Annotated in this window: 25 protein-coding genes and 1 other RNA gene; 13 read left to right on the top strand and 13 right to left on the bottom strand. The window is 68.9% G+C overall.

Annotation, left to right across the window (positions count from 1 at the left end; translation table 11 throughout):
• Positions 1 to 52 precede the first annotated feature (52 nt).
• Positions 53 to 979, bottom strand: a complete 927-nt coding sequence (nudC, locus tag ACK41C_RS03595) for an NAD(+) diphosphatase (RefSeq protein ID WP_409650568.1) — start codon at positions 977 to 979, stop codon at positions 53 to 55.
• Between the two features lie 72 nt (positions 980 to 1051).
• On the opposite strand from nudC, the gene ffs reads away from it, so the two are divergent.
• The 6 genes from ffs (at position 1052) to def (ending at position 5738) form a co-directional block, all read left to right on the top strand.
• An RNA gene (ffs, locus tag ACK41C_RS03590) (signal recognition particle sRNA small type) lies at positions 1052 to 1150 on the top strand.
• Positions 1151 to 1169: 19 nt separating this feature from the next.
• A complete protein-coding gene (locus tag ACK41C_RS03585; RefSeq protein WP_409650566.1) occupies positions 1170 to 2957 on the top strand; it encodes a DNA polymerase III subunit gamma/tau in 1788 nt (595 codons plus the stop codon).
• 10 nt (positions 2958 to 2967) lie between these two features.
• Positions 2968 to 3294 (top strand): YbaB/EbfC family nucleoid-associated protein, encoded by a 327-nt coding sequence (locus ACK41C_RS03580; RefSeq protein ID WP_409650564.1) that lies wholly within the window; start codon positions 2968 to 2970, stop codon positions 3292 to 3294.
• A 1-nt stretch (position 3295) separates the two neighbouring features.
• The gene (gene recR, locus ACK41C_RS03575) at positions 3296 to 3898 is read left to right on the top strand and encodes a recombination mediator RecR (protein WP_409650562.1); all 603 of its coding nucleotides are present in this window, start codon (positions 3296 to 3298) and stop codon (positions 3896 to 3898) included.
• A 33-nt stretch (positions 3899 to 3931) separates the two neighbouring features.
• Entirely contained in the window at positions 3932 to 5170 is a 1239-nt protein-coding gene (locus tag ACK41C_RS03570; RefSeq protein ID WP_409650560.1) for a DNA recombination protein RmuC, read from the top strand.
• 58 nt (positions 5171 to 5228) lie between these two features.
• Positions 5229 to 5738, top strand: a complete 510-nt coding sequence (gene def, locus ACK41C_RS03565; protein ID WP_409650558.1) for a peptide deformylase — start codon at positions 5229 to 5231, stop codon at positions 5736 to 5738.
• A 154-nt stretch (positions 5739 to 5892) separates the two neighbouring features.
• Here the strand turns inward: def and ACK41C_RS03560 are convergent, their stop codons facing one another.
• Complete coding sequence (locus ACK41C_RS03560; protein WP_409650556.1) at positions 5893 to 6171, bottom strand: hypothetical protein; 279 nt, start codon at positions 6169 to 6171, stop codon at positions 5893 to 5895.
• 82 nt (positions 6172 to 6253) lie between these two features.
• On the opposite strand from ACK41C_RS03560, the gene fmt reads away from it, so the two are divergent.
• Positions 6254 to 7180 (top strand): methionyl-tRNA formyltransferase, encoded by a 927-nt coding sequence (gene fmt / locus ACK41C_RS03555; protein ID WP_409650554.1) that lies wholly within the window; start codon positions 6254 to 6256, stop codon positions 7178 to 7180.
• Entirely contained in the window at positions 7180 to 7917 is a 738-nt protein-coding gene (gene truA, locus ACK41C_RS03550) for a tRNA pseudouridine(38-40) synthase TruA (protein ID WP_409650552.1), read from the top strand. Before fmt ends, truA begins: the two co-directional genes overlap by 1 nt.
• A 3-nt stretch (positions 7918 to 7920) precedes the next feature.
• Here truA and aceB read toward each other — a convergent pair whose 3' ends face one another.
• The 3 genes from aceB to ACK41C_RS03535 form a co-directional block, all read right to left on the bottom strand.
• Positions 7921 to 9519, bottom strand: coding sequence for a malate synthase A (gene aceB / locus ACK41C_RS03545; protein ID WP_409650551.1), 1599 nt, complete (start codon positions 9517 to 9519; stop codon positions 7921 to 7923).
• A 125-nt stretch (positions 9520 to 9644) separates the two neighbouring features.
• Positions 9645 to 9848, bottom strand: a complete 204-nt coding sequence (locus ACK41C_RS03540) for a hypothetical protein (RefSeq protein ID WP_409650549.1) — start codon at positions 9846 to 9848, stop codon at positions 9645 to 9647.
• A 45-nt stretch (positions 9849 to 9893) separates the two neighbouring features.
• Positions 9894 to 11486 carry an isocitrate lyase gene (locus ACK41C_RS03535; RefSeq protein ID WP_409650547.1) on the bottom strand — a complete coding sequence of 531 codons (1593 nt, stop codon included), beginning with the start codon at positions 11484 to 11486 and terminating at the stop codon, positions 9894 to 9896.
• 158 nt (positions 11487 to 11644) lie between these two features.
• Here ACK41C_RS03535 and ACK41C_RS03530 point away from each other — a divergent pair, with 158 nt between their 5' ends.
• Positions 11645 to 13081, top strand: coding sequence for a short-chain fatty acyl-CoA regulator family protein (locus tag ACK41C_RS03530; protein WP_409650545.1), 1437 nt, complete (start codon positions 11645 to 11647; stop codon positions 13079 to 13081).
• An 85-nt stretch (positions 13082 to 13166) separates the two neighbouring features.
• Complete coding sequence (locus ACK41C_RS03525; protein ID WP_409650543.1) at positions 13167 to 14396, top strand: TetR/AcrR family transcriptional regulator; 1230 nt, start codon at positions 13167 to 13169, stop codon at positions 14394 to 14396.
• Between the two features lie 10 nt (positions 14397 to 14406).
• Here ACK41C_RS03525 and ACK41C_RS03520 read toward each other — a convergent pair whose 3' ends face one another.
• The 6 genes from ACK41C_RS03520 to sdhC are packed head-to-tail and all read right to left on the bottom strand — an operon-like array spanning position 14407 to position 19419.
• Positions 14407 to 14727 carry a 2Fe-2S iron-sulfur cluster-binding protein gene (locus ACK41C_RS03520; RefSeq protein WP_409650541.1) on the bottom strand — a complete coding sequence of 107 codons (321 nt, stop codon included), beginning with the start codon at positions 14725 to 14727 and terminating at the stop codon, positions 14407 to 14409.
• A 19-nt stretch (positions 14728 to 14746) separates the two neighbouring features.
• On the bottom strand, positions 14747 to 15976 hold the full coding sequence (locus tag ACK41C_RS03515) for an NAD(P)/FAD-dependent oxidoreductase (protein WP_409650539.1): 1230 nt from the start codon (positions 15974 to 15976) through the stop codon (positions 14747 to 14749).
• A 55-nt stretch (positions 15977 to 16031) separates the two neighbouring features.
• The gene (locus tag ACK41C_RS03510) at positions 16032 to 16814 is read right to left on the bottom strand and encodes a succinate dehydrogenase iron-sulfur subunit (RefSeq protein ID WP_409650537.1); all 783 of its coding nucleotides are present in this window, start codon (positions 16812 to 16814) and stop codon (positions 16032 to 16034) included.
• A gap of 22 nt (positions 16815 to 16836) precedes the next feature.
• Positions 16837 to 18624, bottom strand: a complete 1788-nt coding sequence (gene sdhA, locus ACK41C_RS03505) for a succinate dehydrogenase flavoprotein subunit (protein ID WP_409650535.1) — start codon at positions 18622 to 18624, stop codon at positions 16837 to 16839.
• A 4-nt stretch (positions 18625 to 18628) separates the two neighbouring features.
• Positions 18629 to 19021, bottom strand: a complete 393-nt coding sequence (sdhD, locus tag ACK41C_RS03500) for a succinate dehydrogenase, hydrophobic membrane anchor protein (protein ID WP_409650533.1) — start codon at positions 19019 to 19021, stop codon at positions 18629 to 18631.
• Complete coding sequence (gene sdhC / locus ACK41C_RS03495) at positions 19021 to 19419, bottom strand: succinate dehydrogenase, cytochrome b556 subunit (protein ID WP_409650531.1); 399 nt, start codon at positions 19417 to 19419, stop codon at positions 19021 to 19023. The genes sdhD and sdhC overlap by 1 nt, the downstream gene beginning before the upstream one ends.
• Positions 19420 to 19606: 187 nt before the next feature.
• Here sdhC and ACK41C_RS03490 point away from each other — a divergent pair, with 187 nt between their 5' ends.
• Positions 19607 to 20494 (top strand): LysR family transcriptional regulator, encoded by an 888-nt coding sequence (locus ACK41C_RS03490; protein WP_409650528.1) that lies wholly within the window; start codon positions 19607 to 19609, stop codon positions 20492 to 20494.
• 3 nt (positions 20495 to 20497) lie between these two features.
• On the opposite strand, the gene zapE is transcribed toward ACK41C_RS03490, so the two are convergent.
• Positions 20498 to 21622 carry a cell division protein ZapE gene (zapE, locus tag ACK41C_RS03485; protein WP_409650526.1) on the bottom strand — a complete coding sequence of 375 codons (1125 nt, stop codon included), beginning with the start codon at positions 21620 to 21622 and terminating at the stop codon, positions 20498 to 20500.
• A gap of 102 nt (positions 21623 to 21724) precedes the next feature.
• Here zapE and ACK41C_RS03480 point away from each other — a divergent pair, with 102 nt between their 5' ends.
• Positions 21725 to 22225, top strand: a complete 501-nt coding sequence (locus tag ACK41C_RS03480; RefSeq protein WP_409650524.1) for a hypothetical protein — start codon at positions 21725 to 21727, stop codon at positions 22223 to 22225.
• Positions 22226 to 22238: 13 nt separating this feature from the next.
• On the opposite strand, the gene leuB is transcribed toward ACK41C_RS03480, so the two are convergent.
• Positions 22239 to 23291, bottom strand: a complete 1053-nt coding sequence (gene leuB, locus ACK41C_RS03475) for a 3-isopropylmalate dehydrogenase (protein ID WP_409650522.1) — start codon at positions 23289 to 23291, stop codon at positions 22239 to 22241.
• Positions 23292 to 23516: 225 nt separating this feature from the next.
• Between leuB and ACK41C_RS03470 the strand changes: the two genes are divergently transcribed.
• Positions 23517 to 23957, top strand: coding sequence for a hypothetical protein (locus tag ACK41C_RS03470; RefSeq protein ID WP_409650520.1), 441 nt, complete (start codon positions 23517 to 23519; stop codon positions 23955 to 23957).
• Positions 23958 to 23992: the final 35 nt, after the last annotated feature.

The following is a 23992-nucleotide window of genomic DNA, read 5'->3' as shown; positions in this document are numbered from 1 at the left end:
GATATAGCGGTCGGCCGGCGGAGAGGTCCAGCGGTTGCGACGCCGCAGTCGCTCAGTCTCCTTCGGCCCAGGACTTCAGCAATTGGTGGGCGATGGCGAGCGGCCCGGGCGCCATGACCCCGTCATAGCCGCCCGCGAGCACCTGCCGCGCCTCGGCCCGGGTGAACCAGCGCACTTCCGACAGCTCGGTCTGGTCGGGCGTGGCTTCATCGCTCTCCACCTCGGCGATCAGCCCGATCATCAGCGACGAGGGGTAGGGCCAGGGCTGGGTGGAATGGTAGCGGACCGACAGCGTCTTCAGGCCCGCCTCCTCCTCCAGTTCGCGGGCGCAGGCCTCCTCGATGGATTCGCCCGGCTCCAGGAAACCGGCCAGGGCGGAGAACATGCCTTTGGGCCAGGCTTCCTGTCGGCCCAGCATGCACCGGTCCCCGTGCACGGCGAGCATGATCACCACCGGATCGGTGCGGGGAAAATGCTCGGCCTTGCAGGCGGGGCAGACGCGCTTCCAGCCGCCGTCGACCACCTGGGTGGGCTCGCCGCAGGCGGCGCAATGGCGATGACGCCGGCGCCACTCGAACATCGACTTCGCGGTCGCCACTATGGCGGCGTCGGTCGCCGGCAGCCGCAGGGCTGTAGCCCGCAAGTCTTCGAATCGCCCCAGCCCCGCGAGCGGGCCGTCGGCCGGGTCCGTGCCGCCCTCGATGTCCACGGCGAAGACGGCGGTCTCCTTCCACAGGCCCATGAACAGCAGCCGCTCGGCCCCGCCGGACATCTCGTCGGCCATGTTGGCGGGCAGGTAGGCGAGTTGCAGCCCGCCGTCCTTTCCCTGCTCCAGCAAGGGCTTGCCGTTCCAGAGCGCGAGGGCGAGCGCGTCGTCCGAATTCAGGCGCTCGGATAGCCAGGAGGCGTCGCCGCGCCTTTCGCTGGCGCGGTTCAGGGGGTTGCCGGCGAAGGTGTTCTGGAAGGACGTAAGAGGCATGGCGACCTTCTAGCTCAGTCCGGCGGCGACGGACACGCTTGCGTGAGCGGGCGCGGGCCGCGATATAGGGGGCGGAGATCGGCGACGGGCGGACGCCTCGCCAACCCGGTCAGGTCCGGAAGGAAGCAGCCGTAACGAGTTACGCTCCGGGTCGTTGTCCGGTCTCCACCTACCCCTTACTCTGGCGCTTATGGCCGACGAAGACCTCACGCTCGAAGACGCGACGCCCGAGCGTGACCCCAACACCTCGGACATGTTCGGCGCGCCGCCAGCGCCGGCGCCCGCCGACGAATCGGCCGCCTACACCGTCATCGCCCGCAAGTACCGGCCCCGGACCTTCGAGGACCTCTACGGCCAGGAGGCGATGGTGCGCACCCTGCGCAACGCCTTCGCCTCCCGGCGGATCGCCCACGCCTTCATGCTGACCGGCGTGCGCGGGGTGGGCAAGACCACCACCGCGCGCCTGCTGGCCCGCGCCCTTAACTACGAGACCGACGCGCTCCACGAACCCAGCCTCGACCTCGCCGAAGAAGGCCGCCACTGCCGCGCCATCATCGAGGGCCGGCACATGGACGTGCTGGAGCTGGACGCCGCCAGTCGCACCGGCGTGGCCGACATGCGCGAGCTGCTGGACGGGGTGCGCTATGCGCCGGTCGAGGCGCGCTACAAGGTCTATATCATCGACGAAGTGCACATGCTCTCCACGGGCGCATTCAACGCCTTGCTGAAGACCCTGGAAGAGCCGCCGCCGCACGCCAAGTTCATCTTCGCCACCACCGAGATCCGGAAGGTGCCGGTGACGATCCTCTCCCGCTGCCAGCGCTTCGACCTGCGCCGGGTGGAGCCTGAGGTGATCGTCAGGAACCTGGAGATGATCGCCGAGAATGAGGGCGCGCGGGTGGAGCACGAGGGGCTTCTGCTGATCGCCCGGGCGGCGGAAGGCTCCGTGCGCGACGCCCAGTCCATGCTGGACCAGGCCATCGTCCAGGCCGAGCCGGGCCAGACGGTCACCGCCGCCTCGATCCGCGACATGCTGGGCCTGGCCGACCGGGCCCAGACCATCACCCTGCTCGAGCAGGTGATGCGCGGCGAGGCTGGCCCCGCCATCGAGACCTTCCGCACGCTCTACGGCTTCGGCGCCGATCCGGGTCAGGTGATGCTGGACCTGCTGGAGCACTGCCATGGGGCGTCCGTCGCCAAGGCGGTCGGGGTCCAGGCGCTGACCCTGCCCAAGGAGCAGGCCCAGCGGCTCGCCGCCGTGGGAGCTGCGGTTTCGGCCGGCGCGCTCTCGCGCATCTGGCAGATGATGCTGCGGGCCTATGACGAAGTGCGTCGCGCGCCCGACGCCGCGGCGGCCTGTGACATGGTGCTGATCCGGCTGGCCTACGCCGCCGACCTGCCGGGGCCGGAGGAGGCGCTGAAGCGCCTGCAGAGCGGCGAGCCTCTCAATCCCGGCGGGCCGTCGGGCGGCGGTTCCGGCGGCGGATCGGCCATGGGCGGGGGCGGGGGCGTCGTCGCCCAGGCCCGGATGGTCGCGCCCCAGCCGCAGGCCGCCGAGCCGGCGCCGACCCTGCAGTCCTTCGCCGACGTCCTGGCCCTGATCGAGAAGAAGCGCGACATCACCCTGCGCCTCGACGTGGAGCGCTATGTCCGCCCGATCGCCTTCCGCCCCGGCGTGCTGGAATACGAGCCGGCGCCCGGGGCGCCGGCCAACCTCGCCCAGCGCCTCGTCTCGCGCCTGAAGGAATGGACCGGCCAACCCTGGCTGATCGCCGCCCAGGGCGGCGGCGGGGCCGAAAGCGCCTGGGAGCGCCAGAAGCGCGAGGAACGCGAAGTCCGCGCCGAGATCGAGGCCGATCCCTTCATCCGCTCGGTGATGGAGGCGTTCCCCGGCGCCGAGATCGTCAGCGTGCGCAACCTGCCCCAGCCCGAGGCCTCCACCCTGACGGACGCCCCGGACGAGGACGAAGACGAGTGAGGCCCGTACCATGAAAGATCTCGGCTCCATCATGAAGCAGGCCCAGGCCATGCAGCAGAAGCTGGCCGACGCCCAGGCGCGGCTCGCCGAGCTGACTGTGGAAGGCACCTCCGGCGGCGGCATGGTCAAGGTGACGCTGAAGGGCACGGGCGAGCTTTCCGGCGTGGACATGGACGAAAGCTTGCTGGTCCCCGGCGAGGCCGACGTGCTGTCGGACCTGATCGTCGCGGCCCATGCCGACGCCAAGCGCAAGCTCGACGCCGAACAGGCCGAACTGATGCGACAGGCCGCCGGTCCGCTCGCCGGCATGGGCCTGCCCGGCATGCCGAAGTTCTGAATTGGCAGGCTCCGCTGGACCCGAGATCGAGCGGCTGATCGGCCTGCTCGCCAAGCTGCCGGGCATGGGGCCGCGGTCGGCCCGCCGCGCGAGCCTGGCCCTGCTCAAGCGGCGCGACCAGCTGCTGCTGCCTCTGGCGGAGGCCCTGTCGGTGGCCGCCGAGCGGGTGAAAACCTGCAGCGTCTGCGGGTCGCTCGACACTCAGGATCCCTGCGCCATCTGTTCCGACCCCCAGCGCGACGCCTCGCTGATCTGCGTGGTGGAGGAGGTCGGGGCGCTTTGGGCGATGGAACGAGCCGCCGCCTTCCGCGGCCGCTATCACGTGCTTGGTGGCCTGCTTTCGGCCCTGGACGGGATGGGCCCGGACGCCCTGCGCGTCGGTCCCCTGATCGCCCGCGCGGGCGAGCCGCAGGTGCTGGAGGTGGTGCTTGCCCTTCCCGCCACCGTCGACGGCCAGACCACAGCTCACTATCTCGCCGAGCGGCTGGCAGGGGCCAATGTCGCCGTCACCATGCTGGCCCGCGGCGTGCCGGTCGGTGGCGAACTCGACTGGCTGGACGACGGCACTATCGCCCAGGCGCTTCGCGCCCGGCGGCCGGCCTAGCGCCTACGCCCGACTCCGGCTAAAGAACGTAGCATGAACTTCGAGCTTCTTCTCGCGTTCGCCGCCACGGCCGCCGCTGCGGTCGGGTTCGCCTGGGCCTTTCTCGAGCGTGCTCGGGCCAATCGCGCCGAGGCGCGCGCCTGGGAACTTCAGGAGGCGGCGGCCCGCGCCAGGGTGCTGGAGGACCAGGCGGAGAAGAACGCCGCCTTCCTGCAGGCTCAGGCGGCGGAGGCTATCGCAGCCCAGGTTCTGAAGCGCGCGGACGAGACCTTCCACAGCCGTGAGCAGCTGGCCCAGGCGAGGCTGGAGGCGCAGCTGAAGCCCGTGGCGGAGACGCTGGCCAAGTTCCAGGAACAGGTGGTGGCGGTCGAGAAGACTCGGGCCGAGGAGACCGGGGGCCTGAAGGCCCAGATCGCCCAGCTGCTGGCCGCCTCCACCGCCACTCAGGAGGAGGCGCGCAAGCTCTCGGCCGCCCTGCGCCGCGGCGCCGGCGTCCAGGGGCGTTGGGGCGAGCAGACGCTGCGCAACGTGCTGGAGGCCGCCGGCCTTTCCAAGCACTACGATTTCGACGAACAGACGGGAACAGACACCGAGGAAGGCCGTCGCCGGCCGGACGTGACCGTGCGTCTGCCGGGCGGGGCGGTGTTCGTCATCGACGCCAAGTGTTCGCTGAACGCCTTCCTGGAGGCTCAGGACGCGGCGGACGAAGCCGTGCGCGACGCGGCCTATGCGCGCCACGCCCAGAGCGTGCGGGCCCACATGCAGGGGCTTTCGGCCAAGGCCTATTGGGACCAGTTCACGGCCTCGCCGGATTTCGTGGCCATGTTCATCCCCGGCGACAGCTTCCTGGCCGCGGCGCTGGAGCGCGCGCCGGACCTGATGACCGAAGCCATGGACCGCCGGGTTCTGGTGGTGACGCCCACCACGCTCTTCGCCCTCTGCAAGGCCGTGGTCTACGGCTGGCGCGTCGAGGAGCAGGCGGCCAACGCCCAGGAGATCTCGAAGCTCGGTCGCGAGCTCTACAAGCGCATCTCGGTGATGGGCGGCCATGCGGCCGGCGTCGGCAAGGCGCTGGAGCAGGCGGTCGGCAGATACAACCAGTTCGTGGGCTCGCTGGAGACCCAGGTGATGACCCAGGCCCGGCGCTTCGAGGACTTGAAGGTCGATCACGAAGGTCGCGACCTGCCTGAACTCGGCGCCGTGGAGACCGGCGTGCGGCCGCTGGCCAAGCTGGCGCCGCAGATGCGGATCGTCGGCGGCGACGAGGCGTGAACTCGCCGCGGCGATGTCCCACCTTGACGCTCGGACATAGGGAAACTACCTCCCCGTCATGGCCTTGCGCGAAATCCTCGTCGTTCCGAACCCCGTCCTGAAGCAGGTCTCCGAGCCCGTTGAAAAGGTCGACGACGCCCTGCGCGCACTCATGGACGACATGCTCGAGACGATGTACGCCGCCCCCGGCATCGGCCTGGCCGCCATCCAGATCGGCGTGCCCAAACGGGTGATCGTCATGGACCTCGCTCGCCCGGACGAAGAGCCGCAGCCCCGCTATTTCGTGAACCCCGAAATCCTCTGGGCCTCGGACGAAACAGCCCCCTACGAGGAAGGCTGCCTTTCGATCCCGGAGATCTACGACGAGGTCGAGCGGCCGGCGCGGGTGAAGCTGAAGTACCTCAACTACCAGGGCGAGGAGATCGTCGAGGACGCCGAGGGCCTGTTCGCCGTCTGCATCCAGCACGAGATGGATCACCTGGAAGGCGTGCTGTTCATCGACCATCTCTCGCGCCTGAAGCGCGACCGGGCTGTGGCCAAGGTGAAGAAGCAGGCCCGCGCGGCCTAATTCCCAGTGTCATCCCGGAAAGCACGCAGCGGCTATCCGGGACCCATTCGCGCCGTCTTTGCGGAAGAGGGCTGGGGCGCCCCGTATCTGGCGTGATCGGGTGTTCATGGGTCCCGGTCTTGCTGCGCAAACCGGGATGACGCTCCGGTCGGGACTATTGACTGGCCTTCTCCGAGGCGTCCGGGGCGGTCGCCTCGTGGATCGTCTGCCGGGCTTCGCCGAGCGCCTCCTTCGCCTCCGAACCGGCCTGCTTGGCGGCTTCCTTCACCTCGGCCCCTGCGGCCTTGAGGCGTTCGTTGTCGGCCAGCGCCTTGGCCTCGGCGGCGGCCGTGTCGGCGGCGCTCTCGATCTCGGCCTTGGTTTCTGCCCGGTCCGCGGGCGAACACGCGACGAGGCCGGCGGCGGCCAGGGCGATGATCAGGATGCGATGCATGGCGTGCTCCTTTCAGGCCGCTAACGGCCAAGCTTCGCAGCGGGTTCCGAAAATCCGCCGCTGCGGCTAAACCCGAGCCGCCATGCGCCTCGCCTTCCTGGGAACGCCCGATTTCGCCGTCGCCGCCCTCGCCGCCCTGGTCGAGGCCGGCCACGAGGTCGCCTGTGTCTATTCCCAACCCCCTGCGCCGCGCGGCCGGGGCCAGGCGCTGCGGCCCTCGCCGGTGCACGCCTATGCCGAGGCGCACGGAATCCCTGTGCGAACACCCGCCTCCATGCGCGACCCCGCCGAGGTCGAGGCGTTCCGCGCCCTGGACCTGGACGCCGGCGTGGTCGTCGCCTTCGGTCAGATCCTGCCGCGGGAAATCCTGGAAGCGCCCAGGTTCGGCTGCTTCAACCTCCACGCTTCGCTGCTGCCGCGCTGGCGAGGCGCCGCCCCGATCCAGCGGGCCATCATGGCCGGCGACCGCGTGACCGGCGTGCAGGTCATGGAGATGACGGAAGGCCTGGACGAGGGGCCGGTGCTCGCCTCCGAGACCCTGCGCATCGACGCCCTGGAGACCGCCGGAACCCTCCATGATCGCCTCGCCGAAGCCGGCGCTGGCCTGCTGACGCGCGCCCTGGCGGCGGTGGAGCAGGGCGAGGCCCGCGCCGTCCCGCAGGAGCCCGAGGGCGTCACCTACGCCAAGAAGATCCGCAACAAGGAAGCGCGCATCCGTTGGGACAGGCCGGCGGTCGAGGTGGACCGGAAGATCCGCGGCCTCTCGCCGTTTCCCGGGGCCTGGTTCGAGCTGCCGACCGAAAAGGGCCCGGTGCGGGTCAAGGCCCTGCTGTCGCGCGCAGAAGAAGGCGAGGGTGCGCCGGGAACCCTGCTGGACGACGCCCTGCTGGTCGCCTGCGGGGAAGGGGCGGTGCGCCTGCTGCGCGTGCAGCGCGAAGGACGCGGTCCCCAGGACGCCGAGGCCTTCCTGCGGGGCCGTCCGGTTGCGGCCGGAACGAGGTTCGGCTGATGCCGCGCTACCGCTTGACGCTCGAGTATGACGGCGGCCCGTACAAGGGCTTCCAGGCACAGGGCGACCTGCCCACCATCCAGGCTTCCATCGAACGGGCGGTGAAGGCGTTCTGCGGCGAGACCCTGCGCCTGCAAGCGGCCGGCCGCACAGACACCGGCGTTCACGCCACCGGGCAGGTGATCCATGTCGATCTGGAGAAGGACTGGCCCGCGGAGGTGGTGCGCAATGCGCTGAACGCCCACCTCGTCCCCGAACCGATCGTGGTGCTCGAGGCGGCGGTGGCGGAGGGCGACTGGCACGCTCGCTTCTCGGCCAAGGAGCGGCGCTATCTCTATCGGATCCTCAATCGGCCGAGCCCGCCGGCTCTCGATCAGGGCCGGGTCTGGCATTTCCGCAAGCCGCTGGACGCGGAGGCGATGCACCAGGCCGCCCAGGTGCTTGTCGGCCATCACGACTTCACCACCTTCCGCGACCTGCAGTGCCAGGCGAAGTCGCCGATGAAGACGCTGGACCTCGCCGCCGTGCGACGGGCGGGCGACTATGTGCTGCTGGAGTTCGCCTCGCGATCCTTCCTGCACCGCCAGGTCCGGTCCATGACCGGCACCCTGGCCGAGGTCGGCGTCGGCCGCTGGACCGCCGCCGACGTCGAAGCTGCCCTGGCCGCCCGGGACCGCAGGGCCTGCGGTCCCGTCGCCCCGGCCGAGGGGCTCTATCTCACCGGCGTGAGCTACTAGCCCTTACAGGGCCCGATAGGCCGGCAGGGTCAGGAACTCCTCGAAGGCGTCCGACAGGCTCATCTCGGTGAAGATCGAGATCGCCTCGGCGAAGCGGCCGTTCTCGAAAGCGCCGGCGGGCAGCACCTGGCGCAGGGCCGCCATCTCCTCGTCGAGAAGCTGCTTGAAGAGCTCCGGCGTCACCGTGCGGCCGTCGTTCAGCGTGGCCTTCTGCTGGATCCACTGCCAGATCTGCGCACGGCTGATCTCGGCGGTCGCCGCGTCCTCCATCAGGTTGTAGAGCGGCACAGCCCCGCGGCCGCGCAGCCAGGCCTCGATGTACTGCACGCCGACGCGGATGTTTTCGCGTAGGCCGTGCTCGGTGCGTTCGCCCTCGTGGACCTTCAGCAGATCCTCGCGGGTGACGGTCACGTCCTCGCGCAGCTTGGAAAGCTGGTTGGGCGTCGGCATGACCCGGTCGAACACCTCCATGGCCACGGGGACGAGGTCGGGGTGGGCCACCCAGGTGCCGTCGTGGCCGTTATTGGCCTCGCGCTCCTTGTCGGCGCGGACCTTGGCGAAGGCCGCCTGGTTGGCGTCGTCGTCGCCCTTGACCGGGATCTGGGCCGCCATGCCGCCCATGGCGAAGGCGCCGCGGCGGTGGCAGGTCTGGATCAGCTTCAGCGAATAGGCGGCCAGGAAGGCCGAGCCCATGCCCATCACCGCGCGGTCGGGAGTCAGGGCGTCGGACTGCCGGCCCAGGCGCTTGATGTAGGAGAAGATATAGTCCCAGCGGCCGCAGTTCAGGCCCGCCATGTGGTCGCGCAGCTCGTAGAGGATCTCGTCCATCTCGAAGGCGGCCGGCAGGGTCTCGATCAGCACCGTGACCTTGATGGTCCCGTTCGGCACGCCCAGCGCTTCCTGCGCGTAGACGAAGACCTCGTTCCAGAGCCGGGCCTCCAGATGGCTCTCCATCTTCGGCAGGTAGAAGTAGGGACCCGTGCCGGCGGCCAGCGTCGCCTTGGCGTTGTGGAAGAAATAGAGGCCGAAGTCGAAGAGCGAGCCGCTCATCTCCTCCCCGTCCACCAGGGCGTGGGCTTCCGGCAGGTGCCAGCCGCGAGGGCGGACGATCAGGGTCGCGACCTTGTCCTTCAGCGCATAGGACTTGCCGCTGTTCGGGTCGGTGAAGCCCAGCTTGCCGGCCCAGCGGTCTTTCAGGTTCACCTGGCCTTCGACCATGTTCTCCCAGGTGGGGGAGGAGGCGTCTTCGAAGTCGGCCATGAACACCCGGGCGCCGGAGTTCAGCGCGTTGATGATCATCTTGCGGTCGACGGGGCCGGTGATCTCCACCCGGCGGTCCTGCAGATCGGCGGGGATCGGCGCGACCTTCCAGTCGCCCTCGCGGATCGACTTGGTCTCGGGCAGGAAGTCGGGCTTCTCGCCGCGGTCGAATTGGGTCTGGCGCTCGGCGCGGCGGGCGAGAAGCTCCAGGCGGCGGTCGTTGAACCGGCGGTGCAGCTCGCCCAGGAAGACCAGCGCTTCGGGAGTCAGCACCTCAGCGGCGCGACCCTCCACGGGACCCTTCAGCTCGACGGGCGAACGGGGGGCGACATCGACGGTCATGGCGAAGATCCTTGATCTCCGGGACTTAGGCGCCCGGCGGCCTGAAATCAAAAAATGAGCCCGCCCGACACGCAAGGCCGGACGGGCTCCAGGAGAGACTCTGTGGCGTCAGGAGCCCTGGCCCGTCACGCCGGCAATACGATCTGCTCGGCGGCGATGGAGTAACGCGTGGTCGCCTGGCTGCGGGTCTCCTGGGAGAGACGCTTCCAGACCTCCTTGGCCTCCTCGCGCGTCCGGTAGGGCCCCAGAGCCTGGGGCGCGCCGTTCAGCTCGGAAAAGCGGGTGCAGGCGTACTGCCCTCCGACAACCCAATAGCGTTCCGTCGTCATGGTCCTTGCTCCTCCCCCGCCCGGAGGCGGGGGTCGGTTCTGTGGTCAGGCGAACTGGTTCATCGTGTTGTGGACGCCGCCGGCCTTCAGGGCCGCTTCGCCCGCGAAGTATTCCTTGTGGTCGTCGCCGATGTCCGAGCCCGACATGTTCTGGTGCTTCACGCAGGCGATGCCCTGGCGGATCTCCTCGCGCTGGACGTTCTTGACGTAGCCCAGCATGCCGTCGTCGCCGAAGTACCGCTTGGCCAGGTTGTCCGTGGACAGGGCGGCCGTGTGGTAGGTCGGCAGGGTGATCAGGTGGTGGAAGATGCCTGCCCGCTTGGCCGCGTCGCGCTGGAAGGTGCGGATCTTCTCGTCCGCCTCGATCGCCAGGTCGGTGGCGTCGTAGTCCACGCTCATCAGCTTCTCGCGGTCATAGGCCGAGACGTCCTTGCCCGCCGCCTGCCAGGCGTCGAACACCTGCTGACGGAAGTTCAGCGTCCAGTTGAAGGACGGCGAGTTGTTGTAGGCGAGCTTGGCGTTCGGGATGACCTCGCGGATGCGGTCGACCATGCTCGCGATCTGCTCGATGTGCGGCTTCTCGGTCTCGATCCACAGCAGGTCCGCGCCGTTCTGCAGCGAGGTGATGCAGTCGAGCACGCAGCGGTCGGCGCCGGTGCCTTCGCGGAACTGGAAGAGGTTCGAGGGCAGGCGCTTGGGACGCAGCAGCTTGCCGTTGCGGGTGATCACGACGTCGCCGTTGCCGACCTGCGTCGCGTCGATCTCTTCGCAGTCCAGGAAGGCGTTGTACTGGTCGCCCAGGTCGCCCGGCTCCTTGGAGAAGGCGATCTGCTTGGTCAGGCCCGCGCCGAGGGAGTCGGTCCGCGCGACGATGATGCCGTTGTCGACGCCCATTTCGAGGAAGGCGTAGCGCAGGGCGCGGATCTTCTGGATGAAGTCCTCATGCGGGACCGTGACCTTGCCGTCCTGGTGGCCGCACTGCTTCTCGTCCGAGACCTGGTTCTCGATCTGCAGGGCGCAGGCGCCGGCCTCGATCATCTTCTTGGCCAGCAGATAGGTCGCCTCGGCGTTGCCGAACCCGGCGTCGATGTCGGCGATGATCGGCACCACGTGGGTTTCGTAGTTGTCGATCGCGTCGATCAGCTTCTGCTCCTTGGCCTTGTCGCCGGCCTTGCGGGCGGCGTCGAGGTCGCGGAACAGCATGCCGAGCTCGCGGGCGTCGGCCTGCTTCAGGAAGGTGTAGATCTCTTCGATCAGGGCTGGGACCGAGGTCTTCTCGTGCATCGACTGGTCCGGCAGCGGGCCGAACTCCGAGCGCAGGGCCGCGACCATCCAGCCCGACAGGTAGATGTAGCGCTGCTTGGTGGTGCCGAAGTGCTTCTTGATCGAGATCAGCTTCTGCTGGGCGACGAAGCCATGCCAGCAGCCCAGCGACTGGGTGTAGTTGGCCGGGTCGGCGTCATAGGCCGCCATGTCCTTGCGCATGATGTCGGCCGTGTACTTGGCGATCTCCAGGCCGGTCTTGAACCGGTTCTGCATGCGCATGCGGGCCACGGCTTCCGGATCGATCCCGTCCCAGGTCCCGTTCTTGCCTTTGATGAGCTGGCTCATCTCGATGATATGGTCTTGGTAGGGCATCTGTACTCTTCCGCGAATGGGCGCCGGTCGGTTGTGACAAGCCGTTGCAGCGTCCTAACGCTTGAGATTGCTGGCGCGAAGCCTTAACGCAGTTGCCAAAAGGCCATTCTGTCACAGCGCGACCTTGTAAAACTTGTAAATCTGTGACAACAAGACTCATGGCCGTCTCCACCGATCGCAAGCTGTTCCTGGGCGCCCGGCTGAAGCGCCTGCGCCGGGATCTCGGCCTCACCCAGACGCGCATGGCCGAGGATCTGGGGGTCTCCCCCAGCTATCTGAACCTGCTCGAGCGGAACCAGAGGCCGGTGACGGCCCAGGTGCTGCTGCGCCTGGCCGAGGCCTACGATCTCGACCTGAAGAGTCTCTCGGCCGACCCGGAATCGGCCTCGGCCACCGGCCTGACCGAGGTCTTCTCCGACCAGATGTTCCGCGACCTGGGCGTCGCCCGCCACGAGGTCGCCGAGGTGGCCGACTCCGCCCCTGGCGTTTCCGAAGCCATCGTCCGGCTGTATCGGGCCTATCTCGACCAGCGGCGGCTGGCCGATCTGGGCCAGCTCGGCCGCCCTGAAGAGGGCGCGGGACCTGCGCCGGTGGTGACGCCCTCGGACTGGATCCGCGACTACATCCAGTCCCAGAAGAACTATTTCGCCGAGCTGGAGGAGGCCGCCGAGCAGATGGTGGCCGAACTCGCCTACGAGCCCCAGGACTTCGCCAGCGCGGCGCGCGAGCGCCTTGCGCGGCGACATGGCGTCCAGGTGCGGGTGGTGCCGTTGGAGGTGCTACCGGAATCGGTCCGCCGCTACGACCACCACCGCAAGCGGCTGTTCCTTTCCGAGGTGCTGACCGGGGCGGGGCGCTCCTTCTCCCTCGGCTATCAGCTTGCGGTTCTGGAGTTCGGGCCCCTGCTGGAGGCCATGGCCGAACGGGCCGCGCCGCCGGACCGGCCGACGCGCAATCTGACGAAGGTGAGCCTGGCCAACTATCTCGCGGCGGCGTTCATGATGCCGTACGACGCCTTCCACGAGGCGGCGGAGCGCACCGCCTACGACATCGAGCTGGTCCGGGCGCGGTTCGGCGTCTCGTTCGAGCAGGCCTGCCATCGGCTGACCACGCTCTCGCGGCCGGGGGCGCGGGGCGTGCCCTTCTTCATGCTGCGGGTGGATTCGGCCGGCAACATCTCCAAGCGCTATGCGGGATCGACCTTTCCGTTCTCCCGCTTCGGCGGCACCTGCCCCCGGTGGAACATCCACTCCAGCTTCCGCACGCCCGGCCGCATCGTCACCCAGATCGTCGAGACGCCGGACGGCCAGCGCTATTTCACCCTTTCGCGAACGGTCAGCCGCATCGCCACGCCCTACGCCGGCGATGATTCTGAGCTGGCGGTAGGCCTGGGCTGCGAGCTCAAGTACGCCGAGCGGTTGGTCTATTCCCGCGGCCTCGACCTGCGCGACCCGGTGGCCACGCCGATCGGCCCCGCCTGCCGGATCTGCGAACGGCCGGCCTGCCCGCAGCGGGCGGCCGAACCGATCAACCGCACCCTGACGGTCGACGACTTCACCAAGTCGATCTCGCCCTATCCCTTCGCCTCAGGCTGACACCGGTTGCGCCGGGCCGCCCGTGGGATACTAAGGGGTTACGTTGGGGAAGCGCCTCTGGAGGCGGGGGAGCGGCGAAGGGTTCATGGTTCAGCGTAAGGGCGTCCGCTCGACCGGCCGGTACGAGAAGAAGCGCGAGGCCATCCTCGACGCCTCCACCGAGCTGTTGAACCATCGCGGCGTCAAGGGCCTGACGCTCAGCCTGGCGGCCTCGGCCGTCGGGCTGTCGACCACCAGCGTCACCTATTATTTCAAGCGCAAGGACGACCTCGCGGCCGCCTGCATGATGCGCGGCGTCCAGTGGCTCCAGGAGACGGCCGAGACGGCGCTTTCCGAGGCCGACCCGCCCGCCCGCCTGCACAGGTTGCTGGAGCTCTATCTGGAGCGCCTGCGCCTCACGGCGACGGGGGAGGCGCCGGCCCTGCCGGTGCTGGCCGACATCCGCGCGCTCAACAACCCCCAGCGCGCGACGGTGATGGAAGCCTATATGAAGCTGTTCCGGAAGGTCCGGACGCTCTTCGAGGCGCCGGAGCTTTCCTGGCTCGGCCGCGGCCGCCGCACGGCGCGCACCCACCTTTTGATGGAACAACTGTTCTGGGCGGCCGCCTGGCTGCCGAAATACGACCCCGAGGACTATCCCCGAATCCGCGAGCGGATGTTCGACATCCTCCTCGGAGGGCTGGCGGTGGACGGCGCGCAGTGGGCGCCGGAGCCTGCGCCCCTGGCTGAACTCGCCGCCCGCACCGTCCAGGAGGAAAGCCGCGAGACCTTCCTGCTGGCGGCGACCCGGCTGATCAACGCGCGCGGCTACCGCGGCGCCTCCGTCGACAAGATCTCGGCCGAGCTCAATGTGACCAAGGGCTCCTTCTATCATCACCACGAGGCGAAGGACGATCTGGTGGTCGCCTGTTTCGACCGCACCTTCGAGGTGATGCGCCGGGTCCAGAGGCTGGCCATGGCCCTGCCCGGCGACCAGTGGCTGAAGCTCTCGAGCGCGGCCGCGGCGCTGGCCGAATACCAGCTTTCGGAGCACGGGCCGCTGTTGCGCACCTCGGCGCTCACCGCCCTGCCTGAGCCGATCCGCAAGGTCCAGGTGGATGAGGCCAACCGGGTATCCGATCGCTTCGCGGCCATGATTTCCGACGGCGTCGCCGAAGGTTCGATCCGGCCGGTGGACCCCTTCATCGCCGCCCAGATGCTGAACGCCACCCTGAACGCCGGCGCCGAACTCGGCTTCTGGGTGCCCGGCGTCACCCAGAAGGCCGCGCCCTCGGTCTTCGCGCGGCCCCTGCTGACGGGCGTGTTCGTGCGCTGAGCGCCGTAGCTTAGTGCTGGCTTTCCGGCATGCGGACGACCAGGCCGTCCAGCTCGTCGGTCACCTTGATCTGGCAGGAGAGGCGGCTGTTCTCCTGAACGCCCTCGGCGAAGTCGAGCATCGACTCCTCCATGGCGGAGCGCTCGCCGGTCTTGGCCAGCCAGGCGTCGTCCACATAGACGTGGCAGGTGGCGCAGGCGCAGGCGCCGCCGCAGTCGGCGTCGATACCGGGGATATTGTTCTTCACCGCGCCTTCCATCACCGTCAGGCCGGTCTTGACGTCGATGACGTGCTCGGCGCCGTCATGCTCGATGTAAGTGATCTTGGCCATTTACTCCCCTTCGCCCCGCTTAGGCGGTGACCTCTTTCATGGATATGGACGGGTCCGCAAGCTTGGCCGGGTCGACCGGTTTGCGGTTGGCGATGAGCATCTTGCCCATCATGAACTCGGGCGGGGCGTTGACCGCCTCCACCGCCTGGACCTGATCGCCCTTCAGGTGGAATACCGCGAACTTGGCGCCGGCCGGGTCGCCGCGCAGCAGGATCCTGTCGGCGTCGAACGGCAGGCCGGCGATCTGGAGTTTCAGGTCGTACTGGTCCGACCAGTTCCAGGGCACTTCCGGCGCCGGCGCCGGGCGGCCGACGATGGCGCAGGCGGCCTGCTTGGCCTGTTCCAGGGCGCTCGGCACGCTCTCCGGATTGAACATCCGATCATAGTGCGGCATCGGGCGATGGGTGACGTCGCCAATGGCGAAAACCGACGGGTCGGCCGTGCGGGCCTCCAGGTCCACCACGATCCCGCGGGCGCATTCGAGGCCGGCGTCGCGGGCGATCTCGTCGTTGGGCGTCGCGCCCACGCCCACCAGGATCGCATCGCAAGGCACGATGCGGCCGTCGGCCAGCTCCACGCCCGTCACATGGCCGTTCTCGCCCACGAAGCGGGCGACGGCGCAGCCCAGCTCGAACTGCACGCCGCGCGCCAGGTGATAGTCGCGGAAGAAGTTCGACAGCGCCTCGCAGGCGCTGCGGGCCAGGATGCGGGGCTCGCGCTCCAGCACGACGGCCTCGGCGCCGAGGGCGCGGGCGGAGGCTGCGACCTCCAGGCCGATATAGCCGCCGCCGACGATGGCCAGGCGCTTGCCGGGCGCAAGGTCGGCCTTGATCGCTTCGGCGTCGGCGGCCGTACGAAGGGTGTGCACCCCGCCCAGGTCCGCGCCTTCGATCGGCAGGCGGATCGGCCGCATGCCGGTGGCGATGATCAGGATGTCGTAGCCGATCGTCTCGCCGGTGGAGAGCGTCACCGCCCTGTCGGAGCGGGCGAGCTTCACCGCCGTGCAGCCCGGCCGGAAATCGATGTCTTGCTCGGCGTAGAATTCCAGCGGCTTGAGGGCCAGGGAGTCGGCGTCGGCCTCGCCCTTCAACCAGGCCTTGCTGAGCGGCGGGCGCTGATAAGGCGGGATGGGTTCCTCGCCGATCAGGGTGATCTTGCCGGTGTGGCCGTACTGGCGCAGCAGGGCGGCCGCCGTGCCGCCGGCATGGCCCGCCCCCAGGATCACCACATGCGCGTCCAACTGGCTCATGCAGCCCCCATGCAGAAAAGTGACGGCCCCGTCAACTTTTCAAACGCTGTTCGGATCAGACGACCCGGTCCACCAGCATCTTCTTGACCTCGGCGATGGCCTTGGCGGGGTTCAGGCCCTTGGGGCACACCTGGGCGCAGTTCATGATGGTGTGGCAGCGATAGAGCTTGAACGGGTCTTCCAGATTGTCCAGCCGCTCGCCGGTGGCTTCGTCGCGACTGTCGATCAGCCAGCGATAGGCGTGCAGCAGGGCGGCCGGGCCCAGGTACTTCTCGCCGTTCCACCAGTAGCTCGGGCAGGAGGTCGAGCAGCAGGCGCAGAGGATGCACTCATAGAGGCCGTCCAGCTTCTCCCGGTCCTCCGGCGTCTGGCGCCATTCCGCCTGGGGTTCCGGCGTGGTGGTGTGCAGCCAGGGCTCGATCGAGGCGTACTGGGCGTAGAAGTGGGTCAGGTCCGGCACCAGGTCCTTCACCACCGAGGCGCTGGGCAGGGGGCTGATCTGGCATTCCTTGCCGGGGACCTCCTCCCAGCCGTGGGTGCAGGCCAAGGTGTTGCGCCCGCCGATGTTCATGGCGCACGAGCCGCAGACCCCTTCCCGGCACGACCGGCGGAAGGCCAGCGTCGGGTCCATGGTGTTCTTGATGTGGATCAGAACGTCCAGGACCATCGGCCCGCAGGCGTCCACGTCCACGTCGTAGGTGTCCCAGCGCGGGTTCTCGCTCGACTCCGGGTCGTAGCGATAGATCTTGAACGTCTTGACCTTGGACGCCCCTTCCGGCGCGGGGTGGTGCCGGCCCTTCTGGACGCGCGAGTTCTTGGGGAGGGTCAGTTGGACCATCGGACTCTCTTCCTCGAAGGGCTCAGTAGACCCGCGGCTTCGGCGGGATGTAGGCGATGTCGTTGGTCATGGTGAACGAGTGCACCGGGCGGTAGTCGATCTTGGTCGTCCCGCTGGCGTCGTCGAACCAGGTGAGAGTGTGCTTCATCCACTCGGCGTCGTCGCGCTCCGGGAAGTCCTCGTGGGCGTGGGCCCCGCGGCTTTCCTTGCGGTTGTGAGCGCCCACCACCGTCACCATGGCCTGACCGATCAGGTTCTCCAGCTCCAGGGTCTCGACCAGGTCGGTGTTCCAGATCATGCCGCGGTCCGAGACCTTCAGGTCGCCGCGCTTCTCATGCACGGCCTTCAGGCGCGAGACGCCCGAGGCCAGGCTGGCGTCGGTGCGGAAGACTGCGGCGTCCTCCTGCATGGCCTTCTGCATCTCCAGCCGCAGGGCCGCCGTCGGCGTGCCGCCGCTGGCGTGGCGCAGGCGGTCGAAGCGGGCCAGGTGGCCGTCGGTCATGTGGGGCTTCAGCTCCGGCTGACTGGCACCAGCCTTGATCGTGTCGGCGGCGCGCAGAGCCGCCGAGCGGCCGAACACGACGAGGTCGATCAGAGAGTTGGAGCCCAGGCGGTTGGCGCCGTGCACCGACACGCAGGCCGCCTCGCCGACGGCCATCAGGCCAGGCACCACCTTGTCCGGATTGTCGCCCTCGCGGGTGACCACCTCGGAATAGAAGTTCGTGGGAATTCCGCCCATGTTGTAGTGCACCGTGGGCAGAACCGGGATCGGCTCCTTGGTCACGTCCACGCCGGCGAAGATCTTGGCGCTCTCGGAGATACCAGGCAGGCGCTCGGCCAGGATCTTCGGGTCCAGGTGATCCAGGTGCAGGAAGATGTGGTCCTTCTTCGGGCCCACCCCGCGGCCTTCGCGGATCTCGATGGTCATGGCGCGGCTGACCATGTCCCGGGGCGCCAGGTCCTTCACGGTCGGCGCATAGCGCTCCATGAAGCGCTCGCCCTCGGAATTGGTGAGATAGCCGCCCTCGCCGCGGGCGCCCTCGGTGATCAGGCAGCCGGCGCCGTAGATCCCCGTCGGGTGAAACTGCACGAATTCCATGTCCTGCAGGGGCAGGCCGGCGCGCAGCGCCATGCCGCCGCCGTCGCCGGTGCAGGTGTGGGCGCTGGTGGCCGAGAAGTAGGCCCGGCCATACCCGCCGGTGGCGAGGATCACGAGCTGCGCCTGGAACCGGTGCAGGGTGCCGTCGTCCAGCTTCCAGGCGGTGACGCCGCGGCAGACGCCTTCGTCCATGATCAGGTCGAGGGCGAAGTACTCGATGAAGAACTCGGTGTCGTGCGCCAGGCTCTGGCCGTACATGGTGTGCAGCATGGCGTGGCCGGTGCGGTCGGCCGCCGCGCAGGTGCGCTGGATCGGGGCCTCGCCATAGTTGCGGGTCATGCCGCCGAAGGCGCGCTGATAGATCTTGCCGTCCGCCGTGCGGCTGAAGGGCACGCCCCAGTGCTCCAGCTCGTAGACGGCGGCCGGGGCGTTGCGGCACAGGTATTCGATGGCGTCCTGGTCGCCCAGCCAGTCCGACCCCTTGACGGTGTCGTACATATGCCAGCGCCAGTCGTCCTCGCCCATATTGCCGAGGCTGGCCGAAATCCCGCCCTGCGCCGCTACGGTGTGCGAGCGGGTGGGGAAGACCTTGGTGACGCAGGCGGTCTTCAGGCCCGCCTGGGCGCAGCCGAGGGCGGCGCGCAGGCCGGAGCCGCCGGCGCCCACCACGACGACGTCGAACTTGTGGTCGATGAATTGATAAGCCGCCATGGGATCAGAACGCGCCTCCCAGCGCGACCTTCAGGATGGAGAAGATGGCCAGGGCGCCGGCCAGCACGCAGACGAACAGGTTGAGGATCAGCAGCCCGGCGCGGTTCAGCTTCTCTTCGATGTAGTCTTCGACGATCACCCGCAGGCCGGCGTGCATGTGCCAGAAGCCGACGGCGATCAGCAGGACCAGCAGGGTCGGATTGACGGGATTGCCGGTCAGCCAGGCCACGGCGCCGTAATAGTCCATGCGCGCCAGGGCGAGGCCCGAAAACACCGCCCAGAGAACCAGCGGGACGAGGGCGATGGCGCTCACGCGTTCGGCCACCCAGTGCCCGACCCCGTGCTTGGCGGCGCCCAGCCCGCGGGCGCGGGAAAGCGGCGTGCGATAGCTGGCCATCAGAGGGCTCCCGTCATGGCGGCGATCAGCCAGACCGCGATCGTGGCGGCGGCGGCGAAGGCGAAGGCGGCGACCGCCGAGGCGTTGGCGCTCTTCACGTCCAGCCCGTGGCCGGCGTCCCAGACCAGGTGCCGGATCCCGTTGGCGAGGTGATAGAAGAGCGAAAGCGTCAGGCCGAACATGACGAGCTTGCCCAGCGGGGATCCGAGGATCGCCTTGTAGGCGCCATAGACCTCCGGCCCCGCCGCGAGCGCGATCGCCCATCCGGCCAGGATCAGCGCCCCGGCATAGAGCGCCACACCCGTCATCCGGTGCAGGATCGAGGTCCACATGGTGATATGCCAGCGCCACACCTGCAGGTGCGGCGAGAGCGGACGGGCGCGCGGGGTGTCGGTCATGGGACCCTTGGCTTTTTCCAACACGAGAAGGCGGCTCCGCTTTTAAGCCGCCCGAGGGGGGTGTCAACGAAAGCGCCGCCCGGGCGCCGCCACGTCAAGGCCAGCCTTCGTCGATTGGGAAGTGTGTCGCGAAAACGCGAGCGCGCAATGAGTTTGTTCTGTAGTTATCCTTCGCAGGAGGCGAAGGATGCGCTTCGATCTGACGGACCTGCGCCTGTTCTGCGACATCGCCGACGCCGGCTCGATCACCCATGGGGCCGAACGCAGCGCTCTGGCGCTCTCGGCCGCGTCCACCCGGATCCGCAATATGGAGGAGGCGCTGGGGGCGCCGCTGCTCGCCCGCTCCCGCGCAGGCGTCGCCCTGACGCCGGCGGGCCGCACCCTGCTCAAGCACGCCCGCGCCATCCTGGTCCAGAGCGCACGGCTGCGGGAGGACCTGGGCGCCTTTGCGGGCGGCGTATCGGGCGAGGTGCGTCTGCTGGCCAACACCAACGCCCTGACCGAATTCCTGCCTGAGGCGCTGGGGCGGTTCCTGGCCGAACATCCCCAGGTCAGCGTCGATCTGGAGGAGCGGCTGTCGGACGAGATCGTCGGCCTGATCGCCGAGGGCGTGGGCGACATCGGCATCGTCGCCGGTACGGTGGATGTCGGCGCGCTCCAGACTTTCCCCTTCCGCTCCGACCGCTTCGTTGTGGTGACGCCGGCCGATCACGCCCTGGCCGGCCGGCGCGCGGTCGCATTCTCCGAGGTGCTGGACCAGGATTTCGTGGGGCTCGACCGGGCCAGCTCTCTCCAGCGCTTCCTGGCGTCCAAGGCGGCGCGCGAAGGCCGGCCGCTGCGCCTGCGCGTCCAGCTTCGCAGTTTCGACGCGGTCTGCCGGATGGTGAAAAGCGGCGTCGGGGTCGGCATCGTGCCCCAGACCACGGCGATCCGGGCGATCCGGACCATGGACCTGGCGGTGCTGGACCTCAGCGACGACTGGGCGCTGCGCGAACTCACCATCTGCGTGCGGAACCTGGACGATCTGGCGCCCTACGCGCGGGACCTCGTGGAGAGCCTGCGGTCCCGGGGATGACGTTCAGGCCGCGTCGTCGCGGTCCTGCAGCCAGTCGGCCGACCGCATCTCCTGCAGGCGTGAGGCGGTGCGCTCGAACTCGAAGGCGCCGTCTCCCTCGGGATAGAGAGCGGCAGGATCGGTTTCGGCCAGTACGATCAGCCGGGTCTTCGCCTCGTAGAGGGCGTCGATGAGGATGACGAAGCGGCGGGCCTCTTCCCGGCGGCTGGGCGTCAGTCGCGGCACATCCTGCAGAAAGACGGTGTGGAATCGCTCGGCTATGGCCACATAGTCGTTGGGGCCCAGCGCCACAGAGCAGAGACTGGCGAAGGAGGTCCGCACCAGCCCGCCAGCGGCGTGCGGCAGGTGCACGTGCCGGCCCAGCACCTCCAGGCTCTCGCCCACCTCCTCCTCGCCGCCCAGCATGTCGCGCCACAGCGCCAGGAAGCTGCGCTCGTTGTCCGGATCGTTCGGCGAGAACCAGGTTCCGGCGGCGCGCAGCCGGTCGAGGCGGTAGTCGTGGGGCCCGGCCACCCGCACCACCTCCACCTTCGACTTCAGGAGTTCGATGAACGGCAGGAAGAGCTGACGGTTGATGCCGTCCTTGTAGAGTTCGTCTGGCAAGCGGTTCGACGTGGCGGTCAGCGTCACGCCGCGGGCGAACAGCGCCTCGAACAGCCGGCCCAGGATCATGGCGTCGGCGATGTCGGTGACCTGGAACTCGTCGAAGCACAGCAGCCGCGCCTGGCCGGCGACCACCTCGGCGACCGGCGGGATGGGATCGTCGCCCTTGTGCTGGCCGAAGCGGGCTTTCCGCGCGGCCGCGTCGCCCTTGCGCCAGGCGTCGATCAGGCGGTGGATCTCGCCCATGAAGACGTGGAAGTGGACCCGCCGCTTGGCGGCGACGGACGCCGTCTCGAAGAAGAGGTCCATCAGCATGGACTTGCCGCGCCCCACGGGTCCCACGAGATACACGCCGCGCTGGCTTTCGGGCTTGCGAAACAGGGCTACGAAACGCCCGGGCTCTGCGCCTGAAAGATCGGCCTCCAGCCGCCCTAGAGCCCGGACGGCGGCGGCCTGGGCGGGGTCGGGCGCGATGTCGCCCGCAGCCAGGCGGGCTTGGTAGGCGGCTTCGATAGCGGACGGCATCTGCATTCCCGCCTAGCGGGCGACCGCGCCCGCGGCAAGCGGAACAGGCGTGCGGGCCGCGCGGTTGGGGGTTGGATCACCAGAAACCAAGGAGACTCCGAAATGGCCGACGAACCGCGCACTCCCGCCGCCGACACGGTCGCCGCAAACCGCGCGCGCATGCAGGGCTCCGGCGTTGGGCAATCGGAGATGGACGCCCAGCGGGATCCGAACCGGTTCCAGAGCGCCACGGCTCCGGAGCGTAACGAGGCCTTCGACACTCAAGCGGCCTTCGACCAATCGGGCGACCGGCCGGCCGCGGCGACCTTCGAGGAGGCGGACTCTTCCAGCGCGGACGACGGACAATCGGAAACTGGGGGAGAAAAGCGCAGTTTCGACACGGCGCCTGATCCGCGCCTGATCGGCACGCCAGCCAATCTCGATCTGCACGACGTCGAGGCCCGCGGCGACAGCCCGCAGCTCGACTGGGGAGATCCCGAGCCAGAGGCCCAGCACGGCCAGACCCACACCCGCCGCCCCGCCAAGACCGAGGCCGATCGCGGGCAGGGCCCGAAGACCCGCATGCGCAACAAGCAGATCGTCAGCGGGCGGCCCTACGGCTGAGGCCGCTTTCAGATCAGAGGGCGGCGACCACCGCATCGCCCATCTGGGCGGTGGAGAGGTTTCCGCCCAGGTCGCGGGTGCGGGCGCCGCCGTCCAGCGCCTTCACCACCGCCGCATAGAGCCGGTCGGCGGCCTCGGCCCGGTCCAGAGACCAGCGGAGGGCCATCTCGAACGACAGGATGGCCGCGAGGGGGTTGGCGACGCCCTGGCCGGCGATGTCCGGCGCCGAGCCGTGGATGGGCTCGTACAGGCCAGGCTTGCCGGGCTCGCCCAGGGCCGCGGACGGCAGCATGCCGAGCGAGCCCGTCAGCTGGGCTGCGGCGTCCGACAGAATGTCGCCGAACAGGTTGTCGGTGACCATCACGTCGAACTGCTTGGGGTTCTTGACGATCTGCATGGCCGCGTTGTCGGCCAGGATGTGCTCCAGCTCGACGTCCGCATACTCACGGGCGTGCAGGTCGCTCACCACCTGACGCCAGAGCAGGCCGGAATCCATGACGTTGGATTTCTCGGCCGAATGCACCTTGTTGCGCCGTCCCCGGGCCAGTTCGAAGGCCACCCGCGCCACCCGCTCGATCTCGTGGGTGGTGTAGACCTGGGTGTCGACCGCCCGCCGCCCGCCGCCGGGCAGGTCCTCGATGAAGCGGGGGCTGCCGAAATAGATCCCGCCGGTCAGTTCCCGGACGATCATGAAGTCCAGGCCTTCGACCACCTCGCGCTTGAGGCTGGAGGCGTCGGCCAGCGCCTCGAAGCAGAGCGCCGGTCGTAGGTTGGCGAACACCTCCATGCCGGCGCGCAGGGCCAGGAGGCCGGCCTCCGGCCGCCGGTCGCGCGGAGCGTCCGCCCACTTCGGTCCGCCCACCGCGCCCATCAGCACCGCCTTGGCCGCCTTGGCCGCAGTCAGGGTGTCGTCGGTCAGGGGAAGGCCGTGGGCGTCGTAGCTCGCCCCGCCGAACGGCCGTTCATCGATGACGAGGTCCGGGGTCAGGGCCTTCGCCACCTTCCGGACCTCGGCGGTCACCTCGGGCCCGATGCCGTCGCCGGGCAGCAGAAGCAGGTCGGTCATATGGTGGTCCCCCGATGCGGTTCGGCGCCGTCCTAAGCGAAGCCGGAGCTCGGGGAAACCCCTCCCGGTGTTTGAGTTTATTTGAAGTATTTAGGAACTTGAACGCTAGATGAACAAGCGAAGCAGAAAATTATACTTCTCCAAACCGGAACATATGTCGCGGGGCGAAGTTCTTTCGGCCGAGGGGCAAGCAATAAGAGCCAAGCGTAACAGGAGCTCTAGATCATGAAGTTGAAGCACATCATTCCCGCCGCCGCCGTCTGTTTCGCTATGGGCGCGGCGCCCGCCGCCTTCGCCGGCGAAAAGCAAGCCGGCGCCACCGCCAAGGCCTATGGCGAAGGCGTCGCCTCCGCGGGCCGTGACGGCGCCGTGGCCGGCGGCATGGTTGGCGCCCGCGGCGAAGTCCGGGCCAACCGCGACAACCGCCGCGACCGCCGGGTGGAGCGCCCCAGCGTGAACTCCGCCACCACCTACGGCTCCGGCGCCGTCTATACCGACCGCCGCAACGCCAGCGCGGCGGTGACCACCGGCGGCGCGGCCTCCGGCCAGGGCGTGCAATCGGCCGGTTCGACGGTCGACGCCTATGCCGAGACGACCCGCGACGGCTCCAGCGCCGACATGTACGGCGACTCGGTGGCCACCTCGGGCGAGCGCCCGCGGAACTAAGGGCTTCGGCGCGGTCCCCAGCGGGGCCGCGCCGA

The sequence above is a fragment of the Phenylobacterium sp. genome (genome assembly GCF_046290725.1).
Lineage (GTDB): Bacteria > Pseudomonadota > Alphaproteobacteria > Caulobacterales > Caulobacteraceae > Phenylobacterium.
This window is presented reverse-complemented; position numbering and strand designations above follow the sequence as displayed.